At 66.3% G+C, this 12,002-nt stretch carries 10 protein-coding genes; 9 read left to right on the top strand and 1 reads right to left on the bottom strand.

What is annotated here, in order from left to right:
* Positions 1 to 176: 176 nt before the first annotated feature.
* The 3 genes from O3300_RS04155 (at position 177) to O3300_RS04145 (ending at position 5,051) form a co-directional block, all read left to right on the top strand.
* On the top strand, positions 177 to 1,268 hold the full coding sequence (locus tag O3300_RS04155; RefSeq protein ID WP_305052142.1) for an LLM class flavin-dependent oxidoreductase: 1,092 nt from the start codon (positions 177 to 179) through the stop codon (positions 1,266 to 1,268).
* A 35-nt stretch (positions 1,269 to 1,303) separates the two neighbouring features.
* Complete coding sequence (locus O3300_RS04150; RefSeq protein ID WP_305052141.1) at positions 1,304 to 2,458, top strand: LLM class flavin-dependent oxidoreductase; 1,155 nt, start codon at positions 1,304 to 1,306, stop codon at positions 2,456 to 2,458.
* 220 nt (positions 2,459 to 2,678) lie between these two features.
* Positions 2,679 to 5,051, top strand: a complete 2,373-nt coding sequence (locus tag O3300_RS04145; RefSeq protein WP_305052140.1) for a TonB-dependent receptor — start codon at positions 2,679 to 2,681, stop codon at positions 5,049 to 5,051.
* Positions 5,052 to 5,113: 62 nt separating this feature from the next.
* Here O3300_RS04145 and O3300_RS04140 read toward each other — a convergent pair whose 3' ends face one another.
* Complete coding sequence (locus O3300_RS04140) at positions 5,114 to 6,166, bottom strand: ABC transporter substrate-binding protein (protein ID WP_305052139.1); 1,053 nt, start codon at positions 6,164 to 6,166, stop codon at positions 5,114 to 5,116.
* 225 nt (positions 6,167 to 6,391) lie between these two features.
* Between O3300_RS04140 and O3300_RS04135 the strand changes: the two genes are divergently transcribed.
* The 6 genes from O3300_RS04135 to O3300_RS04110 are packed head-to-tail and all read left to right on the top strand — an operon-like array spanning position 6,392 to position 11,985.
* Entirely contained in the window at positions 6,392 to 7,141 is a 750-nt protein-coding gene (locus tag O3300_RS04135) for a class II aldolase/adducin family protein (protein WP_305052138.1), read from the top strand.
* A 22-nt stretch (positions 7,142 to 7,163) separates the two neighbouring features.
* Positions 7,164 to 8,237: an ABC transporter substrate-binding protein gene (locus O3300_RS04130; protein ID WP_305052137.1), complete on the top strand. Its 1,074-nt coding sequence runs from the start codon at positions 7,164 to 7,166 to the stop codon at positions 8,235 to 8,237.
* The gene (locus O3300_RS04125; protein WP_305052136.1) at positions 8,234 to 9,088 is read left to right on the top strand and encodes an ABC transporter permease; all 855 of its coding nucleotides are present in this window, start codon (positions 8,234 to 8,236) and stop codon (positions 9,086 to 9,088) included. The genes O3300_RS04130 and O3300_RS04125 overlap by 4 nt, the downstream gene beginning before the upstream one ends.
* The gene (locus O3300_RS04120; RefSeq protein ID WP_305052135.1) at positions 9,085 to 9,849 is read left to right on the top strand and encodes an ABC transporter permease; all 765 of its coding nucleotides are present in this window, start codon (positions 9,085 to 9,087) and stop codon (positions 9,847 to 9,849) included. The genes O3300_RS04125 and O3300_RS04120 overlap by 4 nt, the downstream gene beginning before the upstream one ends.
* Positions 9,842 to 11,107: an MFS transporter gene (locus O3300_RS04115; RefSeq protein WP_305052134.1), complete on the top strand. Its 1,266-nt coding sequence runs from the start codon at positions 9,842 to 9,844 to the stop codon at positions 11,105 to 11,107. Before O3300_RS04120 ends, O3300_RS04115 begins: the two co-directional genes overlap by 8 nt.
* Complete coding sequence (locus O3300_RS04110; RefSeq protein WP_305052133.1) at positions 11,104 to 11,985, top strand: ABC transporter ATP-binding protein; 882 nt, start codon at positions 11,104 to 11,106, stop codon at positions 11,983 to 11,985. The genes O3300_RS04115 and O3300_RS04110 overlap by 4 nt, the downstream gene beginning before the upstream one ends.
* Positions 11,986 to 12,002 lie beyond the last annotated feature (17 nt).

The raw sequence follows: 12,002 nt of genomic DNA, 5'->3' as shown, positions 1-12,002 counted from the left end.
TGGCTGCTGCGCGTGCAGCACATTGCTGCCATGGGGGCAGGGGATTGCTGCCAAATCAACAGCGGTGGGCAGCGGCGGGCCTCTGCGGCATGGCATGTTTTCTGCGAGGAGGGTAGGGCAGGCCGCTGCGCGATGCGCATACGGCCTTTTCTTCGACCCACGACAGGAGTCCACGCATGACCATAGAATTCATCTGGCAATTGCCCACCAGCGGCGACGGCCGTTACGCGGCGCCCGGCATCACGCGCCGTGGCGAACGGGCCGCCGGCGCGCCCAGCCCCCTGCAGGCGGGCGTGAGTGACCCGCGCGGCGCGCGTCCGCCCTTCAATTATTTCGATTATCTGCACCAGATCGCCCGCGCGGCCGACCTTTCCGGCTTCGACGGCATCCAGATACGCCACGATACGCAGGGCGACGAGAGCTGGATCGTCGCGGGCTATCTGGCGCGCAGCACGCGCCACCTGAAACTGATCGCCGAATTCGACGCGGCCTGGGGTTCGGCCGTGTATGCGGCAAAGAACGCCGTCAGCTTCCAGCGCTTCACGGGGGGACGCTTCGCCTGGCAGATCGGCCCTGGCGGCGACGCGGCAGCGCGCCGGCGCCAGGGCGATGCGGCGCCGGATGCCGACATCCTGCCCCGCATCGATGAATTCATCACGGTGGCGCGCGGTGTGCAGCACACCTCGCCGTTCAGCTTCAAGGGCAAGTTCTTCGAAGTGCAGGACGGGGGCTTCAAAGGGCCGCTGGCGAACCATCCCGTGAACGGCATCTATCTGACGGGCGAGTCGCCTGAAGCGCTGGCCCTGTCGGCGCGCCAGGCCGACGTGCACGTCTTTGACGCGGCGCCCGTGAAGGATTTGCAGCCCGCCATCGCCAGCCTGCATGCGCAGGCGCGCCAGCTGGGCCGCGCCGTGGCGGCGGGCTTGCGCATCAACGTGCTGGCCCGCGAAACGTTCGACGAAGCCTTGCGCGACGCGCGCCGCTACCGCAGCTGGGCGGGCCTGCCTGACGATGCTCCGTCGGCTGATGGCACGGCGGGCGGTGCAGCCTTGTTCTGGCCCGGCTTTGCGCAAGCGCAAACGGGCGCCCGCGGGGCCCTGGTCGGCAGCCATGCACAGGTCGCCGCAGCGCTCGAAGCCTACGCGCAAGCCGGTGTGTCCAGCTTCGTGCTGGCGGCCATTCCCCATTTCGAGGAAGCCTACCGCATCGGCGAACACGTGCTGCCCCGCGTGCGGGCAGCGTTGCGCGCGCAGCTGCAAGCGGCTTGAGTCCCCGTATCCAACCTATTCAAGGAGTAACCCATATGGCTATCGATTTTTTCTGGCGCATCCCCACGCATGGCGAACCGAGTTCGCACCGCGCCCGCACGCCGTTTCGCGGCGACTGGTTTCCCGGCAATGACAACCTGCGCCAGGCCGGCCTCGGCGGCGGCGGCGCCGACGGTTTCACTTATATCGACTACCTGGCGGAAATCGCCCGCGCGGCCGAATTGTCCGGCTTCCAGGGCGGTTTGATACCGTCTTTCCCCATGACGGACGAACCGTGGGCCATTTCCGCGCTGCTGGCGCGCGAGACGCGCACCTTCCGCTTCATGATCCCGTTCCAGCCCGGCTTCCTGAATCCCGTGGTGGCCGCGCGCATGACCGCCAGCCTGCAGCGGGCCACGGGCGGGAGGGCCCTGTACAACGTGATCACGGGCGGCGGCGGTCCGGCGCAGCTGTGGTGGGGCGATTCGGCCGGCCACGACGACCGCTACACGCGCACGACGGAATTTCTCGACGTGGTGCGCGGCGTGTGGCGCGGCGGGCCGTTTTCCTACCAGGGCAAGTTTTACCAGGTGGAGGATGCGGGCCTGGCCACGCCGCTGTCGGAGCAGGATTTCCCCGAGATTTACTTTTCCGGCTCGTCCGACGCGGCCTTGGGTTCCGCGTCCAAGCATGCCGATTACTACCTGACGTGGCTGGAGCCGTTCGAGCAGCTGCGCGAGAAATTCGCCCGCGTGCATGAAAAGACGGCGCTGCTGGGCCGCAAGATCAAGTGCGCCGTGCGCGTCGACATCGTCGCCCGCGCCACGGAAGAGGAGGCGTGGGACGAAGTGCGCAAGGGTTTCGAGGCCGTCGATGCGGCCACCCTGCGCCAGTTCCTCGGTGCCGATGGCGGCGATTCCGTGGGCGCGGCGCGCCAGCGGGGCAACCGCCCGACGACCCTGAACAGCTACAAGGACTTGATCACGGCGCCGAATATCTGGTCCGGCTTCAACCTGCTGCGCGGCGGCCAGACGCAGGGCATCGTCGGCAGCTACCAGCAGGTGGCCGAGCGCCTCGACGAGCTGGTGCAGCTGGGCGCCGACGCCTTCATCCTGGCCAGCACGCCGCACCTGGAAGAAGCGTACCGCGTGGGCGAGGAAGTGCTGCCCCTCGTGCGTGGCCACACGGCGGCACTGCTGCGCGCTGCCTGAGTATCCCCTGTTGCCGCGACAGCAGCGCCACCGCCTGCTGTCGCGCAGGCAGCACGCGGCGGCGCCGCTGCTGCCAAATCAACAGCACTATCATGGTGATAGTCTTCCTTTGAAATCAATCACTTAACGACGATTTTGCTGCGCTGCGGCAGCGGGCATGCCCCTTGCAATACAGGTCATCACCATCTCGCGTTTTGACTTTACTCAAGGATAATCACCCATGCGCCGTTCGACTGCCCCCGCCGCCTTTTCCTCTTTCCCCTTTCACTTGACGCCAGTGCGCCGCGCGCTGCGCTCGGCCTTCGCCATCGGCGGCCTGATGCTCGTCCATGGCATGGCCCATGCCGAAGCGCCTGCCGCCGAGGTCATCGCCGCAGCCGACGCGAACGGCGCCGGCGAGGGCGCCGCGCTGCAATCGGTGACGGTGACGGCGCAAAAGCGCGAAGAATCCGCGCAGAAGGTGCCGAGTGCGATCACGGTCCTGGGCGGCAAGGAGCTGCTCGATACGGGCATCGGCCGCTCGGCCAGCGAAATCCTCAATTACGTGCCGAACGCGTCGGCCGGCACGCAGCAGCATGGCCGTCCGCGCTGGTGGATACGCGGCGTGGGGGCGGGGCAGCAGCAGATCGATTTTCCGAATCCCGTCGGCTTTTACCTCGACGACGTCTACATCAGCAATTCCAGCGCCACGGGCTTTCCCTTGTTCGACCTGGACCGGGTGGAAGTGCTGCGCGGCCCGCAAGGCACCCTGTGGGGCAAGAACACGACGGGCGGCGCCATCAACGTGATTTCGCGCAAACCGTCGTTCAAGTCCAGCGGCTACGCCAAGGTCGATTACAGCAGCTACGACACCAAGCTGGCCGAAGGGGCCATCGGCGGCGCGCTGGTCGACGAGGTGCTGGCGGGGCGCTTGTCCTTCCACACGGAGCAGCAGGACAAGGGCCGCTTCCACAACCAGTTTACGGGCGAACGCGATGGAAAGCTCAAGGACAGCGCCGTCCGCGGCCAGCTCAAGGCCCTGATCGGACGCGATTTGACGGCCAATCTGAACCTGCATTATCGCGACTACACGACCAAGGGCGCCACCACCACCGTGGCCAGCTATGGCGCGAATGGCGTGTACCGCAATGGCTACATCCCCAGCACGAATCCCGATGACGTGAGCACGAATGCGCCGGCCGACAGCGACGTGAAACAGGGCGGCGCGCAGCTGAACCTGGAATACGCGCTGGGCGAGCTGACCCTGACGTCGATCACCGGCTATGAAAACTTCCGCAACGAGGCGACGGGCGACAGCGACAACACGCCGCTGGAAGTGGGCCGCAGCCGCTCGAAGGCCAGCAGCCGCCAGGTATCGCAGGAGCTGCGCCTGACGTCGCCGCAAAACGGCGCCGTGAGCTGGGTGGCGGGCCTGTTCTACTTCAATGAAAAGATCGATTCCGATTCGGCTGGCGCGCGCCTGCCCAACGGCACCGTGCCGGCGCTGGCGGGCAGCACCCAGCCCGTCGGCTACAACCGCACCGTCTACCTGCACAAGGCGCGCAGCGCGGCCATCTTCGGCAGCACGACCGTCAACTTCAGCGAGCAGTTCCTGTCCACCTTCGGCTTGCGCTGGACGACGGAAACCAAGGACCTCGATTTGCGCCGCGTGCAGGCCGCATCGAACACGGTGACGTTTGGCGATGCATCGAACTGGTGGAACACGGTCAAGGGCGGCAATTACGCGGCCGCTTCCGTGGCCAACAACAATTTCACGTCGAACCCGTCGACCACGTGGAATGCGCTGACGTATGACGTGACGCCCGAATACCGCTTCAGCCGCACCCTGCGCGGCTACCTGAAATACGCGCACGGCATCAAGTCGGGCGGCTACAACACGAGCGCCACGGACGTGCGCGCCCTGAACACGGTCAAGCCGGAAACCCTGAATTCCTTCGAGGCGGGCATCAAGTCCGAATGGCTGGACGGGCGCCTGAATTTCAACGCCAACGTCTTCCACTATGACTACAAGAACGTGCAGGTGAATATCACGGGCGTGTACAACGGCGACCCCACGCAAAGCGTCAATTACCTGCAAAACGTGCGCAAGGCCCACGTGAACGGTGCGGAATTCGAGCTCGAGGCGCAGCCGACGGACAACCTGCACCTCAACGCCAATATCGGCCTGCTGCGCACGGAATTCGACGATTTCGCCATCCAGAACAATGGCGGCGACCGCTCCGGCAATGAATTCGTGCGCTCGCCCCACGTGACGGCCTTGCTGGCGGCCGACTACCGCTACCCGCTGGGCAATGGCGCGCAGCTGGTGTTCAGCGGCGACGTGCGCTACACGTCGAAGCAGTACTACTATGTCGACCCGCAAAATTCCGCGCGCGACTTGCTGAACCAGGGCGGCTTCGCGCTGGCCAATGCACGCCTGTCGTACGTGCTCCCTGGCGGCAAGCAGCGCATCACGGCATATGCGAACAACCTGGCCGACAAGGTCTACCGCAACCACACGCTCACCAGCTTCGTGCCGGGCGCCGTGAATGGCGACACCGTCATCATCGGCCAGGGCCGCACGGTGGGGGCATCGTACACGCTGCAGTTCTGAGCCTGACCGCCTGATGTAGAAAGGCCGGCGATTGCGCCGGCCTTGTCGTTTATGGCGCCAGCTTAGGCCGCCACGTGCAGCAACGCGTCGAGGCGCCGCTGCGCCTCTTCCAAAGGCCGGCGGTCGATCCACGCCCCGATATCCACGTCGCGGTCGAGGAAACCGTGCTGCAGCTGGAAATCCTTCTGCTGGCGGAACAGCGCCACTTTTTCCTCTGACAGGTCGGGCGCCAGGGTCAGGTGAAAACCGTCACGGTAGGCTTCGGCCACGGCGTCGGCGCCGGCCCGCGTCTCGCCCTGCAGGATGGCCAGCACGTCTTCCTTGTGGCTGCGGGCCCAGTGCGCGGCGCGCAGGGTTTGCGTCAGGAAGCGCACGACCAGCTCGAAATGCTGCTCCAGCATGGTCTCATGCACGGTGATCGGCCGCGGCGTGCCGTTATTCACGCGGAAGCGCCGGTCGGGCAGGGCGTCGATGTCTATGCCCACTTCCAGCCCCGCCGCGCGGGCCGCCTCGGCCGCCGCCGCGCCTTTTACGTAGACGGCATCGACTTCGCCGCGCAGCAGCGGCGCGATGCCTTGCCACAGTCCCGCGCCGAGATTGGCTTGCGCCGGCGCCTCGCCGCCCACTTCCACCAGCTGCACGTCGTCGAGCGTGAGGCCGGCCGACGCCAGCACGCCCTTGTAGCCGGCCAGGCTCATGCCGCGCGCGATGCTGCGTCCGCGCCGGTTGTCGCGCAAGTCCTCGGCGCGGAAGACGGGCAGCGCCAGACGCTTGCCCTGCAGCTGCGCGGGCGTCGCGATGCCGGAGCCGGGGCGCACGAGGATGGCTTGCCACTCGTCGATCCAGGTCAGACCGATCAAGCGCGTGGGCGCCCCTTGCGCGCGCGCGGGCAGGGCCAGCAGGTTGCCGCCTTCGCGCACGAGCGTGGACAGGCCGTGGTCATAGTGGTGGCGCGCCAGTTCGCCGCCCACTTCCTGCAGGGTCTTTAACGCGATGCCGTCGCGGGCGAATTCCTCGTCCAGCCAGCCCAGTTTGTAGGCCAGGCCCGTGGCTGTGAGCACGGGGCAGCGGGTGAACCAGACGGTATCGACGGCGGGGGATGGTGCGGTAGTCATGGGATTCCTTCGTGGTGGTGGAAGCCTGTAACCGTGCAGGAAACGTGCCCGCGCCGCTTGCTGGCTGGCCGACAGCGCGTGCGGACGGTGCTGCTGCCGCGCCAGCAGCCGCTGTTGCGCAGGCAGCAGCCATTCACCATTTTCCCGGCGCTGGCGCTGGCACGCGTCTTGCGAAAGTAGAGGCAGGACTGACCCGTATTCCAACCCCAACGAATGGAGCATGACATGACGGACGTGGCACAAGCGGAAGCACAACAAGTACAGGTGCAGGAGTTGACGGCGGCCGAACTGGCCTTCGTGGAACAGGTGCGCCGCGATGCGCAGACCGCCTTCGACGGCTTGCGCGAGACGGGCAGCCTGACGGCCAACGGCACGGTGGGCTTCGTCGAGCGCACGCCGGGCGGCGACAAGGTGGTGGTGGTCAACGATCCGGGCCCGTTCCGCCGCGGCCAGGCCCTGAAGGCGGCCGTGCTGGCGCTGGACGGCACGGTGCTCGCGGGCGACGCGAACAATGGCGGCGCGCGCTACTTAAAACTGTTCCGCGAGCGGCCGGAGGTCACGTCGATCTCGCACGTGCACTCGCCGTCGCTGGGCGCGTGGGCGCAGACGCACCGCACCCTGCCGATCCGCTACGTGCCCGTGCAGCGCTACCAGCTGGTACGCGAAATTCCCATCTATATCGACCGCCGCCAGCCGGAAGTCGATTTCATCCTCGGCGAAATCGCCCGCAACACGCATGCGACGGCCATCCTGGAAGCGAATGGCGGCGCCACCGTGTGGGGCAAGCAGGGCTTGCTGAAGCTGGCCGAATTCATCCTGCTGCTGGAAGAGGGCGCGAAGATCCAGATCGCGGCCGAGGCCATCGGCGGTTCGCGCGATTTCGGTCCCGGCGTGCTGCTGCAGCAATGGAAGATGAGCAAGCTGATCGACACGGCGCGCGCCTTGTCGCTGCTGCCCGCCACCGACCTGGTGTAACCCTTTCACGAACAGGCCCGCAATGTCATTGAAATTCTTACGTTTGATCTGGCGCAAGGCAGTCGCCACCGCCGTGGCGGCCAGCCTGCTGGCGCCAGCCATCGCTGTGGCGGCCGAGCCGCTGCCGACCGCCGTGCGCATCGCCGTCGTGGCCCGCACGGCGCCGTCCGGCAAGACCGTGTTTGCCGGTTCCGCCGCCCAGGTGGCATCGACGGGGTGGCTGGCCGCCGAACTGGGCAAGCTGGGCGTGAAGCTGGAGTGGGTGCCCGTCACCACCAATTCCGTGGCGACGCAGGTCAACGAAGCATTCGCCAACCATTCGATCGACCTGGCCCAGTATGGCGACTTGCCATCGATTATCGCCAATGCCTCGGGCTTGCAGACGCGGCTGATCCTGCCCGGCGGCAGCGCCAACAACACCTATCTGGTGGTGCCGAACGGTTCCACGGCCCGTTCGATCAAGGACTTGAAGGGCAAGAAGATCGCCCTGCACCGGGGCCGGCCGTGGGAGTACCCGTTCGCGCGCCTGCTGGAAGCGAATGGCATGACCTTGCGCGATGTCAAGATACTCAACCTCAATCCGCAGGCAGGCGCGGCGGCCGTGGCGACGGGCGGCGCGGATGCCTTCTTTACCCTCAGCGATGCCTTCTTGCTGGAAGATAAAAAGGTGGGCAAGATCATCTGGGCCAGCAAGGCACCGCCGCAGGATTGGAAGATGCGCGCCGAGCTGTGGGCCGACAGCGGCTTCCTGCAACGCTGGCCGCAGCTGGCCCAGCTGGTGGTGACGGCCTATGTGCGCGAACACCACCGGGCCGCTGGCGCCGGCGGCGAGGAGGAATACGTGCGCACGGAGGCGGCTGCGGGCCAGGTGGAAAGCGTGGTGCGGCGCGAACTGGCGGGCGACCACACGCCGTGGCAGGCGCGCTGGTCGCCCCTGTTTACGGCCAGCCTGCGCCAGCATTACGTGGGCGAGGCGGCGTACGCGAAGAGCGCGGGCCTGATCGGGCGGCCCCTGCAAGTCGACAGCCTGTTCGCGCCCCAGTTCGTCAACACGGCGCTGGCGCAGCTGAAACTGCAAACGTACTGGGCGCCATGACTTCCATCGCCCGCGCCATCGCCTTGCCGCGCGCCCCCGCGCCAGCGCGTGCAGCCTCGGTCCCCTTGCTGCAGCGCTTTATCCGTTCACCCTGGTCCGTGTGGTTGTCGCCGCTGGCCTTGCTGCTGCTGTGGACGGCCGCCACCACCTTCGAGTGGATGCCTGCGCATATTTTGATGTCGCCATGGCAAGTACTGCTGACGGCGCGCGACCTGGCCGAAAGCGGCGAACTGGGCCAGCACCTGGGCATCAGCCTGTTCCGCCTGCTGGCCGGCTTCGGCCTGGGCGCCAGCTGCGGCCTGGCCTTTGGCGTCGTGCTGGGGCTGTCCCCTGGCTTGCGCGCCTATGTCGACCCCACCTTCAATGTCTTGCGCCAGTTGCCGACCGTCGCCTTGATCCCGCTGTTCATCTTGCTGTTCGGCATAGGCGAGAGTTTTAAAGTGTTTATTGTTGCCAAGGCCAGTTTCTTCATCGTTGCGTTGGCCGTGCATGACGCCATCCGCAACCTGTCGCTGCGCTACTTTGAGGTAGCGCAAGTGTATTGCTTCTCGCGCTGGCAGCGCATCCGCCTGATCGTCTTGCCCGCCATCGTGCCGGCAGCGCTGACGGGCATGCGCATCGCCCTGTCGCGCTCGTGGATGGTGCTGGTGGGTGCGGAATTGCTGGCTGCGGACAGCGGCCTGGGCCAGATGATGGAGATGGGCCGGCAAATGTTCCGCCTCGACGTGGTGATGGTGGGCGTGGTGCTGACGGGCGTGATCGGCTTCGGCCTGGACCGGGCCTGCCACGCGCTGGAAGCACGGCTGATGCGCTGGAAGCGTAGTGGCGATGGTAAGGGAGGCGCCACATGAAACAACGTTTGATCCAGATCATCAAGGGCGCGCTGTTGCCGCTGGCCTTGCTGGGCGCCTGGCAATGGGCGTCCGGTCAGGGCGCGGCGGCCGCCTATATCTTTGTTTCCCTGGGCGACCTGGCGCACAGCTTGCGCGACTTGCTCGTCACGGGCGAGCTGTGGGTGCACCTGTGCGCCAGCCTGGGCCGTACCCTGTCCGGCTTGTTGCTGGGCGGCAGCGCCGGCATCGTCACGGGCGCGCTGATGGCACAGTCGCCGCTGGCGGACCGGCTGATCGGGCCGCTGTTCCACAGCATCCGCCAAGTGCCGCTGCTGGGCCTGATACCCTTGCTGGGCCTGTGGGTGGGCAATGGCGACGGCGCCAAGCTGCTGGTGATCGCCATCGCCGCTTTTTACCCGACCGTGCTCAACACGTATGCGGGCATGCGCCAGGTGGAAGGACGCTTGCGCGAAGTGGGGCAGGTGCTGACCCTGACGCGCACGCAGACCCTGCGCCAGATATTGCTGCCGGGCGCCATGCCGGCCATTGTGACGGGAGTCACGCATGCGCTGGCCTTTGCCTGGCTCGCTTGCCTGGGCGGCGAACTGCTGTTTTCAGCCGGTCCCGGCATGGGGTCATTATTGCTCAACGGCGAAGTGTCGGGCCGCATGGATGTCGTCCTGCTGGCCGTGCTCGTGATCGCCTTGCTGGCGCAGGCGATGAACGTGGCGTTTGCGCGTCTCGCGCGCCTGCTGGTGAAGGGGCGCAGCAGTGAGTGAATCGTTGCCATTCCAGCCAGACGCGGCCGTCAGCGCCCGCGAAGGCGAGCTGCGCGCCTTCTTGCTGCGCTTTATCGGCTTGACTTTGCTGTCGGGCGTGACCATCGGCATGAACAAGGTGCTGGCCACCTTGCTGGGACTGCACCTGCACGTGAGCAATTTCCAGCTGGCCGCGATCAGCAGCGCGGAAACCCTGGCCATGGCGCTGGGTACCATACCGGCCGGCTACATTCTTTCACGCGGCAACCCGAAGCATCTGTATGCGGGCGTCAGCCTGAGCCTGGCGCTGGCCTTTTGCGTGCTGCCGTGGCTGCCCGGCTGGCAATGGGTGGCCCTGCTGATGTTTCTCGTCGGCCTGTGCATCTCGCTGCGCATCGTGGCCATGAGCACCGTGTTTCTCGTGCGCCTGCCGGAACTGGGGCAGGGCAAGGCGGGCTGGTACAAGGGGACGTTGATCCTCGGCATGCAGTTTCTGGGCCCCCTGTGCGGCAATTACCTGATCGCGCAACTGGGACTGAAGGCGGGCTTTTTGATCTCTGCCCTGATGTTCGCCATCCTGGCCGTGCTGGGCTGGCAAGTGTTGCCTGACAATACGGCGCCGCGCAAGCAGGCGGGGCAATCCACGTTGCCGGGTGCGGCCAGCCTGCGCGAACTGCTGCGCCTGCCCATCGTGCGCGTGACTTATCTGTTTGAAATCCTCGCCAGCTTCACGGCGTCCAGCGTGGGCGTGTTTTCCATCTTGCTGGCCATCCGCGTGCTGCACTGGCCTGCGCACCACTCCGTCTGGCTGATGGCCGTGCAGGGACTCAGCTGCGTGCTGGTGCTGCTGTTACTGGGGCGTTTCGTGCTGGCCAGCCGCTACCGCGAGCAACTATATGGCGGCGCCCACCTGGCCATCATGGCGGCCTTGCTGATCCTCGGCCTGTGGCCTTCCAGCATCGCCTACCTGGCCGCCTCCGTGCTGCTGGGGCTGGGACTGGGCGTGAATAACCTCGTCAATACGGACAATATCGCCCGCGCCCCCGTCGACAAGGCCCGCGTTTCCGCCCATCTGACCCTGTTCGGCATGGTGGGCGGCACGGCCGGCGCGCTGGCGGCGGGCCGCCTGGCCGACCTGACGGGCTTGCGCAATGTGTTCCTGATCTGGCTATTTCCCTGGTTGGCCGCCTGGCTGGTTTTCCACGGCAGCCGCTGGCTGCGCCGCTCGCCGCCCGCCGCCATTCCTTCCCTCGCCCCCACTGCAGAGAGTGCGCCATGAATGATTTTGTTTCCCCATCGGCCTTGTCGCCGCAACAGCAGCACCTGAGCGGCGGCTTGCAAGTGCAGCACGTGAGCAAGTCGTTTTCCCTGAAAGGCGCGCCGCTGCCCGTGCTCGACGATATTTCGCTGACCATCGCGCCAGGCGAATTCGTCGCCATCGTGGGCGCCTCAGGTTGCGGTAAATCAACCCTGCTGCGCCTGCTGGCGGGCCTGGACACGGATTACACTGGCTTGCTGCTGCACGATGGCGTGCCTATCCGTGGCACGGATTTGCGCCGGGGCCTCGTGTTTCAGGATCACCGCCTGTTCCCCTGGCTGACGGTGCAGCAAAACGTGGCCGTGGCTTTCAGCAATACCAAGGTGCCGCTGGCCGAGCGCGAAGCCCGCGTGGCGGCGGAAATCACGCGCGTGGGCCTCGATGGCTATGCGGATGCCTATCCGCATCAGTTATCTGGCGGCATGTCGCAGCGTGCCGCCATTGCCCGCGCCCTCGTGGGGCGGCCCGACGTGCTGCTGCTGGACGAGCCGCTGGGCGCGCTCGACGCGCTGACCCGCTTGCGCCTGCAGCAAGAGCTCCGCCGCCTGTGGCAGGACGAGGGCATCACTATGGTGATGGTCACGCATGACATCGATGAAGCCGTCTACCTGGCCGACCGCATCGTCGTGCTCGACGCGCGTCCCGGCAAGGTGCGCCGGGTGCAGGACGTGCCGCTGGCCCATCCGCGCCAGCGGGGTTCGGCCGGCTTTGTCGCCATCCGCGACGGCTTGCATGCGGATTTCAGCGACCTCGACGAATCGCACGCGCCCGTGGCGCGGGAAGAACACCCCAGCAGCTTGTGGGATGGCAATGAATGGGCGCGCAGGATGGCGCTGTAGTTTTTTTGATATCTATC

Origin of the sequence: Janthinobacterium sp. SUN206 (assembly GCF_030587305.1) — a bacterium.
Classification (GTDB): Bacteria; Pseudomonadota; Gammaproteobacteria; order Burkholderiales; family Burkholderiaceae_D; genus Janthinobacterium; species Janthinobacterium kumbetense.
The sequence above is the reverse complement of the archived record's forward strand: the minus strand, read 5'-3'. Positions and strand labels throughout refer to the sequence as shown.

What these genes read in the sequence shown, in the direction of transcription:
- O3300_RS04140 (WP_305052139.1), bottom strand. Translation starts at nt 6,166, where the DNA reads ATGACTACCGCACCATCCCCCGCCGTCGATACCGTCTGGTTCACCCGC.
- O3300_RS04145 (WP_305052140.1), top strand. Translation starts at nt 2,679, where the DNA reads ATGCGCCGTTCGACTGCCCCCGCCGCCTTTTCCTCTTTCCCCTTTCAC.
- O3300_RS04120 (WP_305052135.1), top strand. Translation starts at nt 9,085, where the DNA reads ATGAAACAACGTTTGATCCAGATCATCAAGGGCGCGCTGTTGCCGCTG.
- O3300_RS04110 (WP_305052133.1), top strand. Translation starts at nt 11,104, where the DNA reads ATGAATGATTTTGTTTCCCCATCGGCCTTGTCGCCGCAACAGCAGCAC.
- O3300_RS04130 (WP_305052137.1), top strand. Translation starts at nt 7,164, where the DNA reads ATGTCATTGAAATTCTTACGTTTGATCTGGCGCAAGGCAGTCGCCACC.
- O3300_RS04125 (WP_305052136.1), top strand. Translation starts at nt 8,234, where the DNA reads ATGACTTCCATCGCCCGCGCCATCGCCTTGCCGCGCGCCCCCGCGCCA.
- O3300_RS04135 (WP_305052138.1), top strand. Translation starts at nt 6,392, where the DNA reads ATGACGGACGTGGCACAAGCGGAAGCACAACAAGTACAGGTGCAGGAG.
- O3300_RS04150 (WP_305052141.1), top strand. Translation starts at nt 1,304, where the DNA reads ATGGCTATCGATTTTTTCTGGCGCATCCCCACGCATGGCGAACCGAGT.
- O3300_RS04155 (WP_305052142.1), top strand. Translation starts at nt 177, where the DNA reads ATGACCATAGAATTCATCTGGCAATTGCCCACCAGCGGCGACGGCCGT.